Source organism: Zhongshania aliphaticivorans (genome assembly GCF_902705875.1).
Lineage (GTDB): Bacteria > Pseudomonadota > Gammaproteobacteria > Pseudomonadales > Spongiibacteraceae > Spongiibacter > Spongiibacter aliphaticivorans_A.
In genome coordinates this window covers 122,808-142,379 of sequence record NZ_CACSIK010000001.1, presented here as the reverse complement: position 1 = coordinate 142,379, position 19,572 = coordinate 122,808, and the positions used below count along the sequence as shown (strand labels likewise).

The 19,572-nt window shown below is 49.1% G+C and carries 19 protein-coding genes and 1 pseudogene; 5 read left to right on the top strand and 15 right to left on the bottom strand.

Annotated elements, in window-relative coordinates; all coding sequences use genetic code 11:
- Positions 1–49: 49 nt before the first annotated feature.
- From AELLOGFF_RS00690 to AELLOGFF_RS00675, 4 genes are all read right to left on the bottom strand, one after another.
- On the bottom strand, positions 50–997 hold the full coding sequence (locus AELLOGFF_RS00690) for an alpha/beta hydrolase (RefSeq protein WP_159266860.1): 948 nt from the start codon (positions 995–997) through the stop codon (positions 50–52).
- 70 nt (positions 998–1,067) lie between these two features.
- Positions 1,068–1,838, bottom strand: coding sequence for an SDR family NAD(P)-dependent oxidoreductase (locus AELLOGFF_RS00685; RefSeq protein ID WP_159266859.1), 771 nt, complete (start codon positions 1,836–1,838; stop codon positions 1,068–1,070).
- 66 nt (positions 1,839–1,904) lie between these two features.
- Entirely contained in the window at positions 1,905–2,426 is a 522-nt protein-coding gene (locus AELLOGFF_RS00680) for a hypothetical protein (RefSeq protein WP_159266858.1), read from the bottom strand.
- An 80-nt stretch (positions 2,427–2,506) separates the two neighbouring features.
- Complete coding sequence (locus AELLOGFF_RS00675) at positions 2,507–3,046, bottom strand: DUF924 family protein (protein WP_159266857.1); 540 nt, start codon at positions 3,044–3,046, stop codon at positions 2,507–2,509.
- 142 nt (positions 3,047–3,188) lie between these two features.
- Between AELLOGFF_RS00675 and AELLOGFF_RS00670 the strand changes: the two genes are divergently transcribed.
- The 3 genes from AELLOGFF_RS00670 (at position 3,189) to dxs (ending at position 6,395) form a co-directional block, all read left to right on the top strand.
- Positions 3,189–3,422, top strand: a complete 234-nt coding sequence (locus AELLOGFF_RS00670) for an exodeoxyribonuclease VII small subunit (RefSeq protein ID WP_159266856.1) — start codon at positions 3,189–3,191, stop codon at positions 3,420–3,422.
- Between the two features lie 3 nt (positions 3,423–3,425).
- Positions 3,426–4,340 carry a polyprenyl synthetase family protein gene (locus tag AELLOGFF_RS00665; protein WP_159266855.1) on the top strand — a complete coding sequence of 305 codons (915 nt, stop codon included), beginning with the start codon at positions 3,426–3,428 and terminating at the stop codon, positions 4,338–4,340.
- 135 nt (positions 4,341–4,475) lie between these two features.
- Positions 4,476–6,395: a 1-deoxy-D-xylulose-5-phosphate synthase gene (dxs, locus tag AELLOGFF_RS00660; RefSeq protein ID WP_159266854.1), complete on the top strand. Its 1,920-nt coding sequence runs from the start codon at positions 4,476–4,478 to the stop codon at positions 6,393–6,395.
- On the opposite strand, the gene AELLOGFF_RS00655 is transcribed toward dxs, so the two are convergent.
- The 4 genes from AELLOGFF_RS00655 to thiE form a co-directional block, all read right to left on the bottom strand.
- The gene (locus tag AELLOGFF_RS00655; protein ID WP_159266853.1) at positions 6,392–7,471 is read right to left on the bottom strand and encodes an ELM1/GtrOC1 family putative glycosyltransferase; all 1,080 of its coding nucleotides are present in this window, start codon (positions 7,469–7,471) and stop codon (positions 6,392–6,394) included. The two genes, dxs and AELLOGFF_RS00655, sit on opposite strands and share 4 nt — an antisense overlap.
- 154 nt (positions 7,472–7,625) lie before the next feature.
- Positions 7,626–8,210: a GTP cyclohydrolase II gene (ribA, locus tag AELLOGFF_RS00650; protein WP_159266852.1), complete on the bottom strand. Its 585-nt coding sequence runs from the start codon at positions 8,208–8,210 to the stop codon at positions 7,626–7,628.
- Between the two features lie 89 nt (positions 8,211–8,299).
- Positions 8,300–8,944, bottom strand: coding sequence for a retropepsin-like aspartic protease family protein (locus AELLOGFF_RS00645; RefSeq protein WP_159266851.1), 645 nt, complete (start codon positions 8,942–8,944; stop codon positions 8,300–8,302).
- A complete protein-coding gene (gene thiE / locus AELLOGFF_RS00640; protein WP_159266850.1) occupies positions 8,941–10,422 on the bottom strand; it encodes a thiamine phosphate synthase in 1,482 nt (493 codons plus the stop codon). Before thiE ends, AELLOGFF_RS00645 begins: the two co-directional genes overlap by 4 nt.
- Positions 10,423–10,584: 162 nt before the next feature.
- Between thiE and AELLOGFF_RS00635 the strand changes: the two genes are divergently transcribed.
- Entirely contained in the window at positions 10,585–10,989 is a 405-nt protein-coding gene (locus tag AELLOGFF_RS00635; RefSeq protein ID WP_159266849.1) for a PaaI family thioesterase, read from the top strand.
- A 5-nt stretch (positions 10,990–10,994) separates the two neighbouring features.
- Here AELLOGFF_RS00635 and AELLOGFF_RS00630 read toward each other — a convergent pair whose 3' ends face one another.
- The 4 genes and pseudogenes from AELLOGFF_RS00630 to AELLOGFF_RS00620 form a co-directional block, all read right to left on the bottom strand.
- Positions 10,995–11,750, bottom strand: coding sequence for a sulfite exporter TauE/SafE family protein (locus AELLOGFF_RS00630; protein WP_159266848.1), 756 nt, complete (start codon positions 11,748–11,750; stop codon positions 10,995–10,997).
- Positions 11,751–11,866: 116 nt separating this feature from the next.
- A complete protein-coding gene (locus tag AELLOGFF_RS18190; protein ID WP_419183920.1) occupies positions 11,867–12,556 on the bottom strand; it encodes an NAD-binding protein in 690 nt (229 codons plus the stop codon).
- Positions 12,533–13,663 (bottom strand): annotated as a pseudogene (locus AELLOGFF_RS18185) (monovalent cation:proton antiporter-2 (CPA2) family protein); the annotation flags it as partial. The pseudogene AELLOGFF_RS18185 and the gene AELLOGFF_RS18190, both read right to left, overlap by 24 nt.
- A gap of 220 nt (positions 13,664–13,883) precedes the next feature.
- A complete protein-coding gene (locus AELLOGFF_RS00620) occupies positions 13,884–14,714 on the bottom strand; it encodes a TIGR03619 family F420-dependent LLM class oxidoreductase (RefSeq protein ID WP_235035555.1) in 831 nt (276 codons plus the stop codon).
- A 387-nt stretch (positions 14,715–15,101) separates the two neighbouring features.
- Between AELLOGFF_RS00620 and AELLOGFF_RS00615 the strand changes: the two genes are divergently transcribed.
- The gene (locus tag AELLOGFF_RS00615; RefSeq protein WP_159266845.1) at positions 15,102–17,141 is read left to right on the top strand and encodes a TonB-dependent receptor family protein; all 2,040 of its coding nucleotides are present in this window, start codon (positions 15,102–15,104) and stop codon (positions 17,139–17,141) included.
- A 234-nt stretch (positions 17,142–17,375) separates the two neighbouring features.
- Here the strand turns inward: AELLOGFF_RS00615 and AELLOGFF_RS00610 are convergent, their stop codons facing one another.
- Genes AELLOGFF_RS00610 through thiO form a run of 3 tightly spaced genes read right to left on the bottom strand, consistent with a single transcriptional unit; the run spans position 17,376 to position 19,570 of the window.
- A complete protein-coding gene (locus tag AELLOGFF_RS00610; protein ID WP_159266844.1) occupies positions 17,376–18,176 on the bottom strand; it encodes a thiazole synthase in 801 nt (266 codons plus the stop codon).
- Positions 18,177–18,206: 30 nt separating this feature from the next.
- Positions 18,207–18,425, bottom strand: a complete 219-nt coding sequence (thiS, locus tag AELLOGFF_RS00605; protein ID WP_159266843.1) for a sulfur carrier protein ThiS — start codon at positions 18,423–18,425, stop codon at positions 18,207–18,209.
- 17 nt (positions 18,426–18,442) lie between these two features.
- A complete protein-coding gene (gene thiO, locus AELLOGFF_RS00600; RefSeq protein ID WP_159266842.1) occupies positions 18,443–19,570 on the bottom strand; it encodes a glycine oxidase ThiO in 1,128 nt (375 codons plus the stop codon).
- Positions 19,571–19,572: the final 2 nt, after the last annotated feature.

Below are 19,572 nucleotides of genomic sequence, written 5' to 3'. Positions count from 1 at the left end.
TAATATGAGCAATGGAACGCCCCTTAGACGCCAGCAGCACTAACACGACTCAAAGATAGTCATCGCAAGCCTGCCACAACTGCTCCCTAAATCGCTCGCCCTCTTTTGCAAGATGATGCCTAGCCCCCGGTATATGAACGACCCCTGCATTAGGAAACTTAGCCTGTATCCGCGGTAAGTTATAACGCCACTCAACTGTTTCATCTTGATCACCCTGCAAAATCAGCAGCGAGCTCGCAACAGGTGGCTGACGTAGAAACCAGGGCTGCCATTTTTTAAGCGCCCCCACCCAACTCAGCGGTAACGATCGCGCTTGCAAAGGATCACGCTCACGCAAAAACGCTAAAAAATGCTGATCGTCAGAATTATCGGCAAATTTACGTGGCAAGCTATGAATAAAGTATTTCAGCACACTATGAGCGGGCTTGCCCCACCACCAGTCACAGGGTTTGAGCAAAGGCGCTAACAACACCACTCGATCAAAATCGTGTTCACCGCCGCTTAATAAGTGAGACATCAACACAGCGCAACCGGTGCTTTGCGCCAAGCCCACTTTGCGCTCTGGCAAGCCAAAATCTGCCACCACGGTAAAGGCATCGTTCAACACCTGCCGGTAGCGCATAAAGTCATCTATTGCCGCACGCTCACCGGTAGACAAGCCATGCCCCGGTAAATCGTAAGCCACCACTGAGTAACCATGCTTCAAAAAATAATTAATGACATTATTAAACAAACCAACATGGTCATAATAACCGTGATAGACAAACGCCGTGCTGTGGGCGTCAGGCAACATAAACACCTGCATTGCGATGCGCTCACCGACGCTTGTAAAAGCACCAAACAAATGGCGTAAGCCCGGATACACTTCTTCAAAATTGATATCGTAATAGTGACTATATTCCTGCGCCCACGGCACACCATCAATACCCGCTGTCATCCCAATATCGGATAAGCTTGGCAGCGAAGCTGGATCTAACTCTGGCGACCAATTAATCAAAGCAAGCACTCCAAGAAACTCTTTTTATTGACTGACACAAAAACAGCCATCCAAACCAGCACTTATAACACTACGCAAACGCACTGGCTTGTGCCGTTAAAGCCCCATGTACCATTTCACGGTTCATTTTGTCAGGCAAACAAATGACCGGACCATTTTCATCCTCTAGCTGCGCCAAACTCACTGCAACAATATCTTCAGCGGTCCACCATAATTCATCGGGTACTTTAGTAGCATCCAAGTCCGCTAGGGCTGGTCTATCACTAAAGTCAGTGCGCGTATAACTAGGGCACAAACATTGAACACGAATACCATCACCCTGCACCTCTTGCTGCAGGGCCTGTGAAAACATAGTCAAAAATGTCTTGCTTGCTGCATAAACCGCCGAATGCTTCACAGGGAAAAAGCCAGCCATTGAAGAGACGTTCACAATCTCACCTCGCCCTTCCTGCTTCATATAAGGCAACGCTGCACGGCACAGTGCCAAACTGGCATTACAATGCAAATTCACCATCGCCATTTCTGCATCCAAATCAGATTCGGCAAACTTACCGTAGCTTGCAAAGCCCGCATTATTAATGAGCATTGATACCGGCCCTTTCTGACGAATGGCCTCCATTACTCTTGTGACGCCCTCAGTGGTCGTCAAATCCAAAGCAAAACTAACAATATTCAAACCCGGCTGCTCAAGTTCACTCACCACCGAGGCCAGCTTAGCGGGATCACGACCAATCAATATCATCGTCTTGCAGCGGGGCGCTAACTGTATTGCAAAGGCCCGACCAATTCCTGCTGATGCACCGGTTATCAATGCAATTTCTGTTCGCGACTGCGCACTCATCCCATTTCCTTTTTTTATTTATCAATACCATCGATATAAGTTACATCATGTCGGCGACAATAAAGCCTAGTCAGCCGCCAGCAGTTTTTCCCATTCAGCCTGCCCAAGCAGTGCCACTAAGCGTTTTTTGTTGGCATCCAAAATTTCTTTTCTAGCCACCGTGACTAAATCCGCTTGCAGTTCAGGTTTCACCCCAGCCAGCACGTATAAATGCCGCTGTGGACTCGCCGCTTTTTCCAAAATTTGCACACCCTTAAATTTTGCGACACGCGACCAATCCTTAGCATCTGGCATGACCAACTGAACATCGCTTGGTAATTGCCCCGCTAACTGCAACTGCGCATGAAGTAGTAATTTACTTACTACAGCAATCATGGCGGCTTTACCTGCCAAACGATTTTGAAGCGAAATAGATGGCAAGCGACTTTTATCACCGTAAGCCAGAAAACCCGCATCTTGGTAATCATCAAGACTACACAACCACGCAGGCGCAACACCTCGCTCACTATCTGGGTAGGCACACTCAGCCCTAGCCGATACCGCAAATACACTGCAAAGCAAGCAACTCAAAACCAGTAGTTTTCGCATTCTTTTACTCCATACAACACGCATGCAGCAGCCTACAAGGAAATATCTAATTCAGCCACCGTAAGAAACGCGGCAAATCCTTAAAATGCTGACCCAGCTTCTTTCAAAAAGGCAACTTCCTCACTGCTAGAAGGACGCCCCAAAATTGCATTGCGATGAGGGTAACGCCCAAAACGCGAAATAATCTGTTGATGCGCAACCGCAAAACGGTAGTTATCCTCTAAACCCAAGGTCTCAAACAAGCGTAGAGAAGCATTCTGAATAGCCACAGACTCACTGTGCATATAAGGCATATAGAGAAATAATCTCTGTTTTTTATTTAACTCAACATCAGCCTGCGCACGAATAGCCTCTTGGGCTAGAATCAAAGCTTGGCCATCAGCGGCAAAAGCGCCACTTGTACCACGAAAAATATTGCGTGAGAACTGGTCCAATACAATGATTTCTGCGAGCCGACCCAGTGCTTGATGCCGCCACGAATAGAGCTCGCCAGCCACCGCTGCACGATGAATATCACCAAAACGTCTTATTATTTTACTGTCCAACTCGTCGCTGCAGGCAAACCAGTCAGAAGAAGAAAGCTCCGCGAACCAAAATTCAATAACTGAACGATAATGCATGCCCTGCGCTATACCTACTATTTCATATTGAGGCCTATTATCGCCTTAAATCGCAAAACTAAAAGCACAGAATTACCTCAACAGCTCAGACACTGTTAGAATACGCCACGGCGACAACCCACACATTGTCTAGGAGAGGCTGATGCCCAAGGCAAACACAGTCAATTTTGAAACCTCACTCACCGAACTCGAAAAACTCGTGCAGAACATGGAGTCCGGCGAACTGAGTTTAGAAGACTCATTGAAAGCCTTTGAAAACGGTATGCAACTTAGTCGCGACTGCCAGAAGGCGCTCGCTGATGCGGAACAAAAAGTTGAACTATTAATGGCAAAAGACGGTGACATTGTCAGCAAGCCTCTGGATACGGATAGTTAATCAATGAATGGAGAGTTCTCGGACTTTCTCGCCAGCTGCCAGCAACGTGTGCAAGAAGTACTTCCCGCTCGCCTAGCAAACATCGACAGCGAATTTGCTGATGCCGATGCCAGTCAGCAGCTAGATACCTTACACTCGGCCAGCCTATACAGCTTGCTTAACGGGGGTAAGCGGGTTCGTGCCACTTTGGTTTATGCCACCGCGCAAGCTCTGGGTGCCGATATTGATGGCCTAGACGACATTGCCTGCGCCATTGAAATGATTCACGCCTATTCGCTGGTTCACGACGACCTCCCCGCCATGGACAATGACGACCTTCGGCGCGGCAAGCCCACCTGTCATATTGCCTATGACGAAGCGACCGCCATTCTGGTTGGCGACGCCCTGCAAGCAAGAGCATTTGAACTGCTGGCAAATCTCCCCAGTAGCAACGCAGACACCAAACTTTCATTGATTCGCCAACTTAGTGCGGCGGCAGGCCCTCGCGGTATGGTCGGCGGTCAAGCCATAGACCTCGCCTCAATAAATCAAGAGCTTGATCTAAGCACACTGCAAACCATGCACCAGTTAAAGACCGGCGCACTCATTAGAGTTGCCATCAGCATGAGTGCCAGCTGGTGCCAAGCCAGTGCGCAACAAGTTGAACAGCTAGATCAATACGGCAAGGCCATCGGCTTATCCTTTCAAGTCCAAGACGACATTATTGATATTGAAAGTAATACTGAAACCCTTGGTAAAACCCAAGGTGCCGACCAAGCCTTAAACAAACCCACATTTCCTGCCCTGCTGGGCTTAGATGGTGCCAAAACACTGGCCTCTGAGCTGCATCAACGCGCACTTAGCGCCCTCGGAGACTTTGGCAACAACGCAGAGCCCCTGCGGGCCTTATCTCACTACATTATTGCCCGACAGCATTAATATCAGTACCGAATGCCACACGCTCACACTCCTGCGAGATGCCGCAAAATAACGAGAATAGTGCATACAAATAGGTAAAACGGGTTAAATTCGTTTACAATCTCGCCCTTTCATCGGTTCTGGGTTTAACGCTAGATGTTTCAGGAAATCCCTCTTACAAGGCCAGCCACGCCATTGCTGGATACGATCGACTCTCCTGCCGATCTTCGCCGTTTAGATCAAGATGACCTAGATGAGCTGGCCCTGCAACTAAGAGAATACCTGCTGTATACCGTGGGTCAGACCGGCGGTCACTTTGGTGCCGGCCTCGGTGTGGTAGAGCTAACCATTGCCCTGCACTATATATATAACACCCCAGAAGACCGCTTAGTATGGGACGTGGGCCACCAATGCTACCCTCATAAAATTTTAACTGAACGCCGAGAACGCATGGATGGCATGCGCAAAGCGGGCGGTTTAGCCGGTTTTCCTAAGCGTGAAGAAAGCCCCTACGACACCTTTGGTGTTGGCCATTCCAGCACCAGCATTAGCGCGGCACTGGGTATGGCCATTGCGGCTCGGCAACAAGAGATAGATCGACATACTGTCGCCGTTATTGGTGACGGGGCCATGACCGCAGGTATGGCCTTTGAAGCCATCACCCATGCCAGCCATACCGGCGCCAACATGCTGGTGGTACTCAATGACAATCAAATGTCTATCAGCAAGAATACCGGCGGTCTAAACACCTATTTCTCCAAAATGTGGGCATCCAAGACCTACAATCAAATACGCAGTGGCGGTAAAAGTGTACTTAAAAAATTCCCGCGCTCAGCAACCGATATTGCCGCACGACTAGAAGAATATATGAAGGGCATGGTCTCACCCGCTACGCTCTTTGAAGAACTAGGGTTCAATTATATTGGACCTATCGATGGTCATGATCTCAATATATTAGTGCCAACCTTGCGAAATTTGCGCGAGCTTCCCGGCCCGCAAATGCTCCACATCATGACCCAAAAGGGCAAGGGCTTTACACCGGCAGAAGAAGACCCGGTTGGATTTCACGCCATATCAAAAATTGAACCCAAGCCTAAAAACGGCAAAGCGCCGGTGGTTAAAGCCAAACAGCCCAAGTACCAAGACATCTTTGGTAGCTGGCTCTGCGACCAAGCTGAGCAAAGCCCGGAGTTAGTCGCCATCACCCCCGCCATGTGTGAAGGCTCGGGGATGCTTGAGTATTCGGAGCGCTTTGCTGATCGCTTTTATGATGTTGCCATTGCCGAGCAGCACGCCCTGACACTCGCTGCGGGTATGGCCTGCGACGGACTCAAACCGGTCGTTGCCATTTACTCAACATTTTTACAGCGCGGTTACGACCAACTGATACATGACATCGCTTTACAGAATTTGGATGTCACCTTTGGTGTGGATCGAGCAGGATTGGTTGGCGAAGACGGCCCGACTCATGCCGGCGCCTTTGACCTAAGTTTTTTACGCTGCATTCCCAATCTGCTGGTGATGGCGCCCGCCGACGAAAACGAAACACGGCAAATGTTGCACACCGGCTATAACTACCCCGGCCCAGCAGCTATTCGCTATCCCAGAGGCACAGGTCCAGGAATCCAGATTGACCAAGCCATGACGCCGCTAGAAATTGGCAAAGGCCGAGTGGTTCGCGAAGGCCAAAAAATTGCTATCTTAAGCTTTGGCACCTTGTTAAGTGCAGCGCTTACCGCGGCGGATGCCTTAAACGCAACCGTAGCTGATATGCGTTTTGTAAAACCCTTGGATACCGAACTGATAGACGCACTCGCCGATGATCACACCTTGCTAGTCACGCTAGAGGAAAATGTAATTGCTGGCGGCGCCGGCAGTGCTGTTTGCGAATACCTAAACCAACAGGCACGTTGGCAGGCGGTATTGCAATTAGGGTTGCCCGACAAATTTATCGACCACGGTAAACACCCTCAATTACTCAGCGACCTCGGCCTAGACAGCGACGGTATTATCAACAGCATTCGCCGCCGCGTCGCCGCCATTCCTGACTTTAATATCGAGCCGTCAAAAGCTTAAACTACCTGCACACGCTGCTCGGGCATATAGTTCCGCTTAGCGGGGGTGCGTACCATTTCGGTAACTGCGCCCAAGGCAATAATACGCGCAAAAATGTCATCCAAATGCGCGCTATAGGTTTTCTCTGGCAACCAAGGTTGTGGTTGGTACTGAGCCATTGCCGAAATATCCACTCGCTCTACCAAGCCGATATCAGCCATGTAAGTTAGCGCTTTTCCGTGAGTTCGGGTCGGCAGCGACTCGGTGGGCCGCAAGCTAATCACCGGCTTATCCATGGCCACCGCCTCAGACACCATACTTAAACTGTCTTCGGTACAAAATATTTGTGACGACGCGCCAAGAAAAGCATCCAGGGGTTCGCTGACGCCATCTTCATACCAGATTGCAGCTCGGCAAATATCATCGTCTACATAACGCTTCAATATATTGACACCCGCCACACCGGTGCGCCGCGACGTGCTAATCAACCATTGCACTCCATATTGCTCGCTCAGCGCACGAAGAGCATCGCCCAAGCGGTGCCAATCTGAATCATGGTAACCATAACCGCTGCCATTCCCGCCCACGAGCAACGTCCACAAAGGACGCTGCGAAGTTTGCAGTGCAAGTCCAGCCCGCCGACAACGCTCCTGATCCACGCGGCACAAGACAACCGTTGTAGCTATGGCATTTGCATCACCCAAGTCGCCAATTAAACTAAGGTGGGCACAAATAGCCTCATTGGGGATGGTATAGCTATTGCCAATCAGCGCATTGGGAATGCCATGGGCTTGGCTATACGCCACATTGAGCGCCACAACATTGCCCCCAAAAGACACCACCAAATCTACCGGCTCACTGGGCAATGGATCAATCCGGTACAGAGAGAATACTAAGCGCCGCAAGGCCGGATGCAATGACACCGCCATGCGGCGCAACATTCTATTCAACAGCTTTAGACGCGGAACAGCTCGCACCGAAATAACGTCACACTCACAGCGTGTGCACCGGTTCGCAATCATACTCGCCAGCCCATAAGACTGACTAAGGTGGCCAGGTTTACCATCGTGCAATACCAAAATACGAAACTGCTTCATTCTTGCTCGCCTAATACTGAATATTCTTATCAGATTAGATAGAGAGAATGACGCCACGATAACAAACAGATGAAAACTCTAAGACAAAACACCAAACTGCAAAAACAAAAAAGCCCCGCATTGCGAGGCCTTATAATCAACTTGCGACAAACAACTAAAACAAATGACCTAACTTACCTGACTTAGTGGCTAGGTATTTCGCATTATGAGGATTTTGCCCCGTCTGTAAGGGCAGCCGCTCAACCACCTCTACACCTTGGTCAGTAAAGGCCTTCACTTTGCGCGGGTTGTTGGTCATCAAACGTACCTTGGTGATATGTAAGTGTTCACACATCATCTCTAATAAGCTGTAATCACGCATGTCGGCACCAAAGCCAAGTTGCTCATTCGCTTCGACGGTATCGGCTCCGGCATCTTGCAATTTGTAGGCGCGAATTTTATTCATCAACCCAATGCCGCGCCCTTCCTGGCGTAAATAAAACAAAGCGCCTCGACCTTCTTCAGCTATTTTCTCTAAAGCGGCTCGTAATTGTGACCCACAGTCACAGCGCATGCTGAACAAACCATCACCCGTCAGACACTCAGAATGGACCCTAGCAAGTACTGGCTCGCCATCACCTACATCACCAAGGGTGAGAACAACGTGCTCTTTGCCGTTGTCACTATCCTCAAAACCATGGATATCAAACACTCCCCAAGGAGTGGGAAGCTTAGAGGATTCTACAAAACTAACTGCCACGGGTATCTCCACGAGCAAATCCGGTGGCGCATTTTATCAGCACGACGCGCCCGAGGCGACCACTAGACCAACAATCATTGCTAACAGCATTAATAACGCGGCGACAACACCAAAACATTATCGCGCTCTTGAAGGTCAATATGCTCCAAAAAGCTCATTCCCAGTAGAATGACATGGGGATAATCCCCCTCTATCACCACCGCACTGATTTGCCGAGTTTGGATATCTCCTAGCGCCACCCGCTCCAAAACAATGGAATAAGCCTGTTTCACCCCTCCAGCGGTTGCTACCGAGGTAACTTTGCCATTGCGATAGGAAATGCCTAACTGCTCTGCATCTTTAGAGCTCATAGCTACGGTGGTGGCACCGGTATCCACCACCGCCTCTGCATTACGGCCATTAATGGCTACGCGGGCGCGATACTCCTTCTGATTATTTTTATGAAGCGACACTGTCGTTAGCAAAGGCGCTTTATAAGCTCCGCCAATAAATTTATTTAAAGTGAGTGTTTTGCGCTCGCCATCAATCTCAATTACGGCAGCCCTGGGCGTTGCGGATACCAGCAATATACCGGAAGCACCCCGCTGCCCCGCTCTGAGTAATTGCCGGCGGCCATCAATTTCTAATAGCGCGGCCTTTTCAAACAAGCCTCTCACCACCAGCTGCGCTGGCTCAGCAAAAAGAAAAAGGCTCCATGTAGCCAATATAAAGCCGATAATACACCGCAAAATCACTTTGTTTGCTCGTGTAAAGAAAGGAGTTCTGCCACCACCGCCTCTGGATTTTCAGCTTGAGTAATCGCACTGATCATGGCCACACTCCCCACCCCCGTCGTCAACACATCCTTAGCGCGTTTCACATCAATACCCCCAATTGCCGTTAGGGTATATTCTGAGGACAGCATACCCACCCAGCGCCTTAGTTGAGGGAGCCCTTGTGGCGTCCATGGCATTTGCTTGCTCGACGTAAAATACACCGGACCAATCGCAATATAACTAGGTCGAATGCTATGCGCTCGTGCCACTTCATAGTAGGTGTGCGTGCTAACGCCTAACCGCAAACCGGCATCTGCGATTGCCGCAATATCAGCGGTGTCCAAATCCTCCTGCCCCAAATGCACACCATAAGCCCCTTCACTCACCGCTAACTGCCAATAATCATTAATAAATACCCGCGCTTGATGTTGCCGCCCCAAGGCGATCGCCTCACGCACTTCGTGTAGCAATGCATCACCGCTTAATTCTTTGACTCGCAGCTGAATGGTTTTAACGCCACAGGCTAATAATCGCGCAATCCATTTTGCACTATCGACAACGGGATAAAGCCCCAGCTCACCATCGCAAGATGCAAAGCGAGGGCGTTGACCAAGACTAGGCAAGCGGCGACTCAAACTAGGAAGATCGGCAACACGCTGGGGCCAACCAATGTGACCAACCGGCCCCGGCCCACTACCCAAACGCACCGACATACGCAGACCCTGACTGACATAGGCCTTGGCAATCACCATGGCATCAGGCAAGCCATAACCGCGAGCTACCGCAGCGGCAATAGCCGATGACAATGTGCAGCCGGTACCGTGAGTATTAAGCGTATAGATATTGGCTCCGCTTAACCAAAACCCCTCTTCACCGTCTGTCCAATAATCATGGCGTTCATCATTACGCGCGCTCAAATGACCACCGGTGAGCATGACTGAACGCGCGCCCAAAGCCACTATATCGGCCGCGGCACGCTCTACATCTTCAAGTGATTCAATGGTTCTATTCAGCAGGGTCTCCGCCTCACTCAAATTGGGCGTTATCAAATCGGCGCGAGGCAGTATTTTATCTATTAATACATCACAAACACCTCGGGGCATTAACTCCCCTCCCGAGGTTGACACCATGACCGGGTCGCACACCACAAAACCAGAAAAGGTTTCTAGGTATTTACCAACCATCACCACCACGTCTTCAGAGGCCAGCATGCCAAGTTTAATAACATCAGCCTGCAAGTCGCTATCCAAGGCATTAATCTGCGCGGCCAATGTTCGTCTAGGCGTGACCGACACATGGCCAACTGCAAAACTATTCTGCGCCGTAATTGCCGAAATAACGGTGCACCCGTGTACACCAAAATCATGGAATGTTGCCAAATCTGCCTGAATACCTGCCCCACCGCCAGAATCTGAACCGGCAATACTCCATGCGATAGGTCTTTTTCTACTAGCCATAAATCCTCTGTTTTTAGGGTGCTACTATTGTCAGTATAGCTGAGCCTAGTCATAGCAACACTGGATCTATTAAATAGGACAATAAAAACTACACTGTGGCTATCCATCTTGAATGTGGTTCAAAATATAGCCCTTCATACAAATAATTACTCGGAGATAAACATGACCGCACTGAATGACATTCGTGAATTTCTTGCTGCTGAATTCCCACATAGCCCATGCTCAGTCGAGTCCATTGACACAAAATCTGCGATCGTTCGCTACCGCGTTGACCAGCACTCGCTGCGCCCCGGCGGTACGGTATCTGGCCCAGTGCTAATGACGACCGCTGACGTGGGTCTTTACGCGGCAATTCTCGGAGAGATTGGCATTGTCGCTCTGGCCGTCACAACCAATTTGAATATCAATTTTTTACGCAAACCCATCGCCAACAAAGACATCATCGGCAAATGCACCCTGATTAAAGTAGGTCGCCAACTCATCATTGGCGAGGTAGCTCTTTACTCTGAAGGCGACGACCGCATGGTGGCTCACGCGGTGGGAACCTATGCGGTGCCCACGGTTTAACTCACTCAGCTGAGAACACCCACAAAACCATCAAACAATAACTTGAGCCCAACCACAAAAAGGAAAAAATAGCAGACGCGATAAATCGTCTGCTCGCTAACTTTATGCAATAGATAAAATCCCAAACGAACACCAATTGGCGCTACTGGCATTAGCACCGCGGCGGTCAGTAAATTAGTACCATCAAAACTGCCCTGCAAACTGTAGGGTACTAACTTAATGACATTGACCACCGCAAAGAAAATCGCCATGGTACCCATAAGCAAAGATTTTTCCATGCGCTGAGGCAATAAATACATATTCACCGGCGGCCCGCCGGCATGAATACCAAAACTGGTAAACCCTGCCAGCGCACCCCAAAAACTACCGCGCATTACACTGGGGCCCTTGGCATCCACAAGCGCTTTTTTAAGCCAATAATTCAAACAAAATACAACCGCGATAACGCCAATCAAAATACGAATCATGTCTTCAGACAAATAGCGAAATCCAAGGCTGCCCAACACAATACCAACGATCGCCCCCGGCACTAAAATTTTAATATTAGCCTTATCCCACTTACCCCGAAAACTCCACAGCGCTACCGCATCCATCACCAACAAAATAGGCAGTAATATTGCGGCAGCTTGCATAGGCGACACCGCCAAACTCATCAGCGGCACAGAGACCACCGCAATACCGCCGCCAAAGCCACCCTTGGCCATGCCAAAAATCAAGATGGCCGGCACCGCACACAAATAAAAAAAGGGATCTACAAGCACAAAACTCAAACCTTATAAAAAATGAAAATACGCCCTGTTATTCACATTATTTAAAATAAATTACTAGCAACAATATAATTAAAGTCACCATAAATTCTACGTCAGAAGGCGCTAATTCAAAGCCCCTTCTCTTCAATAACATCCGCATCAAATAAAGCCTGCAGTTCTTCATGCGCATCCCGCACACTTTGAATTAAAGCTTCACGATCATTAAAAACCAAATGCTGCTGCGCTAATAACTCTTCATCATGCAGCTGAAATCGCCTTATTCGTGCTTCTGCACGCTCGGGACTTAAACCCAAACCCATTAACGTCTCTCTGCTTATCTCTAAGCTAGAGTGAAACGTTTCCCTAATCGGCTGCGCACCAAGCTCCAATAAACGATGCACATGAAAGCGACTGCGTGCTCTGGCAATCAATTTAATATGCGGATACAAGCGACTGACCAATTCCGTGATTTTTATATTGGTCTCTGGGTCATCTGCAGTTAATACAAAATACGCCGCGTGCTCTGCACCCACCGCACGTAATATTTCTGGCCGCAGTGGATCGCCATAAAACACCGGCATACTATCAATACTCCGCGACAACTCAATGGTATCCACCGACAAATCTAAAGCCACAAAGGGCACACGCTGCGCGCGTAAAATCCGCGCCACAATTTGTCCCATTCGCCCCATACCAATAATCACAACACGCGGCTCATCGCTTTCTATTTGTTCATATTCTGGCGGAACCTCTTTCACCACGGGTTTTGGCTTTAGTACTTTGACAAGAAAAATAATTAATAAGGGCGTACACGCCATCGATAAGGTAATAGCCAAAATTAAAATGCTGTGCAGCTCAGTACTTAATAAGTTTTGATCTTTGGCAATTTGAAAAACAACAAAAGCAAATTCTCCACCGGCCGCCAAGACCACGCCCAAACGTAAGGCACTGCGACGATCTAAGTCGCCCAATACCCGACCAACCAACGCCAGAATGGGTAATTTAATCACCATTAACAACACGGTTAAGCCAAGTACGGCAAGCGGCATTGTCACCAATAATTTAACGTCAGCGGTCATCCCAACGCTAATAAAGAACAAGCCCAGCAATAAGCCCTTAAAGGGCTCAATTTGCGATTCCAGTTCGTGCCGATACTCCGAGTCAGCTAACAGCAAACCGGCTAAAAATGCGCCCAATGCCATAGACACGCCCACCGCATCCATTAGCCACGCCGTACCCACCACCACAAGCAAAGCGGTGGCGGTAGACACTTCCTGCAAGCCTGTTCTTGCCACCATACGAAATATAGGCCGCAGTAAATACCGCCCACCCACCACGACAGCAGTTATTGTTAATAAAATACGCAAGACCGATGCGGCACCCGCTTCTTCAACCCCTGCACCGCCACTTAATAAGGGCACCAAGGCAATCAGGGGGATTGCGGCGATATCTTGAAACAACAATATGGCAAACGCCAATCGACCATGAGAACTCGTGAGCTGTTTGCGCTCTGCCAGAATTTGCAAACCAAATGCTGTAGACGACAGGGCCAGCCCCAAGCCAAGCACCACACTGGTTTGCCATGGCTGGGAAAATCCAAAGTAGGCAACACCGCCAATAATAAGCCCGCTTAAGCTAACCTGCGCCAAGCCAACACCAAACACGGCTTTTCGCATTAACCAAAGCCGACGTGGAGATAATTCAAGCCCAATGATAAATAATAGCAACACCACCCCAAACTCAGAAAAATGAGCGATATTTTCTGGATTGTGGATCAGCTGTAAGGCGGCAGGGCCAATCACCACACCGGCAATTAAATACCCCAACACTGCACCAAGTTGTAAGCGCTTTGCCAAAGGTACAACGAAGACGGCCGCTAACAGTAAAACAACAACAGCCTGTAGCAAGTTATTTTCATGCGGCATGATTGGCCCCAATTAACGAAACAAGAAGAGAAAAAATCAGCCACTATCATAACTGCCTTGGCAATAAATAGGGTGGCTTCAATTAAGCTATTTCACATGAACTGAAAAATAACTTAATAATGCAGAGGGGAAATACCGACGAATAAGGCTGATACAAAACAGAACATAAAATGGCAAAACCAAACACCCTGAGCGGGCGCTCAGGGCTTGTGATCACAAACTACAACTCGGCAATAATGTTGGCGCACTGCTCGATCATTGGCATAACCAGCTCAGGCTTATTCCAATTCTGCATGCCCACACCAACATTACAGCGGCTAACGCCACAATCTCGATAGAACTTAAGCAAGTCCGGCGTAACCTCAGCCATCACCACCAAGGTAATTTCTACTTGGTCGGGGTCGCGGCCAAACTCACTCAACTGCCGACGAAAGTCTTTAATCGCCACAGCCACATCTGGCAAGGCTACATCCACCGGCATCCAACCATCGGCCCACTGCGCCGCATGCCTCACACCCAGCGGCCCCATCGCCCCAAAAACCATGTTAGGGATGTGAACTGGTTTTGGCTCAAACCACACCGGATCAAAATCAATAAACTCACCGTGATATTCCGGCGCCTCATCGTTAAACAATACCCGAGTTGCCGCCACCGTTTCCTTCATGGCTAAATAACGACGCCCCCACGGCAAGCTCGTCACGTTTTCAAACTCTTCTTGGTTCCAACCAACCCCAGTGCCAATAATTACCCGCCCACCGGAAAGGCGATCAAGCGTGGCGATGGTCTTTGCCTGTGAAAACAACTCGCGCTCCATTAATAGCGCAATGCCCGTTCCCAACTTCAAAGTAGACGTGGCCGATGCCGCCGCCATCAGCGACACATAAGGGTCCATCATTTCTTTATAGGGCTCGGGCAGTTCACCACCTGGCGGATAGGCAGTGGTCCGGCACCGAGGAATATGACTGTGCTCGCCATACCATAGTGACTCAAAACCCGCCTCCTCCAAAGTCTGCGCCAATTGTGCGGGATTTTGATCGTTAACCGTATTCATCGAGCTAAAACCAAGGTACATGCTGCCACCTATTATTGTTATTCATCGCCCGAAGTGTAAAACGGTTGGCCAGCACCCGACATCCTCCACTCTGATGAGACGTCAACAAACGTTGCAGAAATCAATAATCATAATAGGTCGCCCAGCGACCCCGTTAAATCACCGTTTATTACAGCGTGTTTTATTATTTGACGAGTGGTCCTCGCAAACTAAATCAACTTATAAGGACGCCTTAGTAGTTCACATTAGTTTGTGACTTTTATGACATCAATAAAACAGTGTATTGAGACGCCTAGACTCGCTTTAAGCAGCCTGACGACCACCTATACACAATTAATGATAATCATTATAATTCTGCGCAACCTGATCTACCAAAAGAGTAAATAAATGCCCATCATGCGTCACCGTATTATCATCCTTGCTACATCACTGTTACCAATGAGCGTATTCGGTCAGTCAGAGAATGAAGCATCCATGCCTGTCATCGAAGTTGTCGGTAAAAGTCTTGAAGATATTTCAAAAATGACAGGCTCCGTCGTGGTTATTGACCGCGAACAAATAGAGCTAGTTCGGCCAATGTCTACTGAAGATGTGTTACGCCGGATACCTGGTATTAATGTCAAAAGTGAGGAGGAGAGCGGTGTTGTTTCCAATATTGGCATTCGCGGCTTATCTGCCAGCGAGTCTAAATCGCTAATCCTCGAAGACGGGGTGCCCGTCGCACCTGGCTTATTTATTGGAAACGAGCGCTATTTCAACCCTCGTATTCAGCGAATGGAGGGGATTGAAGTATTAAAAGGCTCTGCATCTCTGCGCTATGGCCCGTCCACAATCGGCGGTGTAATCAACTATCAAACGAAAACTCCCGATGACGGTATCTTAGTGTCAGCCAGAACAGGCTCCTTCAACACCCAAGAAGCAACAATTGAAGCAGGTGGGCGCAGTGAATCTGGCGATGCCTTTGCGGGTATTGTGGCTACCCACGCCGAGAGCGATGGTTACATGGACAAAGGCTATGATATGGACGATATCATGGTCAAAACAGGCATTCGCTTTAGCGATGCTCATAGCGTTGGTATGAAATTTTCTTGGCACGAAAATGACGCAAACATCTCCTACCGTGGACTGCTGCTGGACGATTACAAAGCTGGTGAAAGCTATAACCCAGCGCCCGATGACTGGTTCTTAAGCAGCCGAGTCAGTTTTGATTTGAATCACGAATGGACGATAAGTGACGAGTCAACTCTGACTACCCTCGTGTATTGGAGTGAAGTGGCTCGAGACTACTGGCGTTATAATGTCGACACAGCCGCATCCAATGCCGCTGGCCGCTGGGTCTACACCGACGACTTGACCGGTAATAACCGCTCTTTTGAACGCTACGGTGTGGAAACCCGCCTAAATATGAATCATAACTTGTTTGGCCTTGAAAATGAGGCCGAAATTGGTTTGCGTTTCATGCAGGAAGAGTCTGACGACAAACGTATTCGGGCTACTCGAGACGCTGACCGCACAGGTATTAACGACCGTCATAGAATTGATTCTGCCGACAGTGTTGCGGCATATGTACAGAACCGTTTTATTGTTACTGAGCGGTTAGCGGTTACCCCAGGCCTGCGGATTGAATACTACGAGCAAGAGCGCGTGGTGCTTACCGACAATAATGCTTCGGCTGATACCAGCAATACTGAATTACTGCCTGGCGTGGGTGCCACCTACGAATTAAATGAATCAGCTCAGCTTTACGGCGGCGTATACAAGGCATTTTCTCCAGCTTCAAATGGCGTTGCCCTTGATGGCCTAACCGACCAAAACTTAGATGGTGAACGTTCCGTAAATTATGAAATGGGGATTCGTGGTACACAAGGCGCCATTAGCTATGAAGTCGCCGCCTTCTATATGGAATTTGATAACCAGGTAGTGACGGGGAATAGTGACCCAAACCTCTCTCAGTCTAATGCTGGCGAAACTAAGCATCAGGGTATGGAATTTCTCCTTGGCTATGAGTTAGGTGGCGGCTTCAGCATAGATGGTAACGCGACCTGGGTGCCGCAATCCGAGTTTAAAACTGGCGCCAACCAAGGCAACCGCTTACCTTACGCACCAAAGTACTTAGGTAATCTTGCGCTTAACTACAATGCTGAAAAATTGAGCGCAACCTTAACTGCCCACTACCGTGGCGAACAGTATGGCGACGCCTCTAATATTGAAGATATTCCCAGCGATGCAGCTGGGGGAATCTGGGGTGGCAAGATATCCTCATATACTGTCATGGATCTCATGGCACAGTACAAACTCAACGAGAGTTTGACTTTTTTTGGCGCACTGAAAAACTTAACAAACAAACGTTACATCACTGGCTTGCGTCAAGGCATCTATGTCGGTCCTGAACACTCTGTCGAAATAGGTGCCCGGTACCACCTGTAATCCAATACCCTCTCATGCCTCGCTCAGCGGGGCATTTTTCTTCGATTCACACCGCACTATTTAAAACCTAAAAGATAAGGGCCAACACCACGCCCTAATGACCGCCGCCACAGTCCAGCTCTAACCATTCTTTATTAACTTCAGACTATTCGATCACTAGCTACCTTACGATCATGGGATACAACCATGACAAGATCAGCCTACATCTACGTGCACACGCGAGAAATACGTTTGCTATTGCTGATGCCAAAAAGGCATGCCTAGCGTTGGTGTTGATGGCGATGCCGTTTGCCGCTCAGGCATGGCACCGGCCTGCTGTGCCAACCGCCCCGCTGCCACAGCGTGTTTAAATGCAGATGCCATGTTAATGGGATCTCCCGCCTGCGCTACGGCGGTATTAAGTAAAATACCGTCAAAGCCCAACTCCAAGGCCTGTACTGCATGAGAGGGTTTGCCTATGCCGGCGTCAATAATCAATGGTAAGTCAGGAATACGGTCACGAATAGTTTGTAAATTGTAGGGATTCATCAAACCACGGCCGGTGCCAATCGGTGAGCCCCAGGGCATTAATACTTGGCAGCCCACATCGCGCAAGCGCTGGCACACCACCAAGTCATCAGTGCAGTAAGGAAACACCTTGAAACCCAACTTTATTAATTGTTCAGCGGCCTCTATCGTGGCCATAGGGTCAGGCTGCAGATTGTAATCGTCACCTACTACTTCTAACTTTAACCAGTCGGTTGCAAATAACTCCCGTGACATTTGCGCCAAGGTCACCGCCTCTTTCACGCTGTGACAACCTGCGGTATTGGGCAACAATGTTTTGTTCATTGCTTTTAACTGCCGCCAGAATCCCTCTCCGCCACCTTGCTCGGGCGACTGTCGGCGCAGCGATACCGTGACGATATTGGCACCAGATTCATTGATGGCATCACGCATAATCGCGGGCGATGGATACAAGGCACTGCCTATTAACAAACGGCTGGTAAATGTTTGTCCATAGAGCGTCCACGTATCTTGTATTTGCTTATCCATAAGGAATTACTCAATTAATATCTAATACGTTCAGCCGCCCTGCACCGGCGCCAATACATCGACTTTGTCACCCTCTTGCAAACAATAATGTTGATATTGGGAGCGCGGTACAAAGCCTTCATTAACAGCGACAGCAACCTTGCCGGCCTCAAAGCCCCACTGAATCAATTGTTCAGATAACGCTTTTTTTGCTGAACAAATCTTGTTTTCATTATTAACGCTGACGGTGATTTTATGATCATCATCCATGGGAATTAACTCGCTAATTAGTGATTAATTTCTGTAGCAAGATCATTGCAGTCGATAAGTTTTTTCAAGGCTGATTCAACCACATAGGGACTGAGTAAATAGCCGTGCCTGTATAAACCATTTACCCGTAGCAAACCGGGTTCACTATGGATGATTGGCAAATTATCTGGCATGGCTGGTCGACAATGCGCATAGGCGTGCAGCACGGTGGCCTCAGCAAATCCGCTGTGGACACTGTAAAGTGCGGACAGCAACTCAAGGCTTGAGCGCACAGTCACCGGCTGCATAGATTCACTTTCTATCTCAGTGGCGCCAATCACGTAGCGCTGCCCCGAGCGCGGAGAAATATATAATTTATAGCGTGGATGCATCAACCTTACCGGTCGCTGTAACGAAACCTCTGGCGCATGCACCCACAGCACCTCTCCCCTTACTCCACGCAAGGCCGGCAACTGCGCTTGCGCGCCCATGCCCCGACTATCAATAGCCACATCAAAACAATGCTGCTGCGTTGCCAGATGTATTCTTCCAGCAGTAACGCGCTCTACTTCAGTATATTCACACCACACCCCACCGAGCGCCGTAATGCCCAGCACCAATGAGTGCAATAACGCCTCATTATCAAGATAGCCCTCTTCGGCCAAAAACAAACCGCCGCAATACCGTTCCGCCAATTCAGGCTCTAAGACTGCCAGCCGATCACGCTCAATACACTCAATATATTCTGCGCAATCAGGCACTTTCTCCCGTAACTGATGCTCAAAATTCGTCAAGCTGGATTTATCTAAGTCGTGCGCAATGACGATACTACCGTCTGTCGCAAAGTCGACATGCTGCCCTGTCATCTGCGCTAAGGCCGCTAGTTCTTTTGGCCACCAGCTTAATGCCATGCGGCCCCAGTCAAACACCTTGCGCTCGGCACTAACCACTTCGCTATACGGCGCCAGCATAGACGCAGCAACCTTCGCGGCGCTTAGCTCTGCCGCGCGGCTGCCGCGATCAAACAAGGTAACCTTGTAACCCTGCTGCAATAGCTTCCACGCTAGCAAGCGTCCCAACAAGCCAGCGCCGGCAATACCTATGGTCTTGGCCTGCGTTGACTTGCAGGTATTTACGCATTGCGAATTAGGCAGTGATGAACTCATCG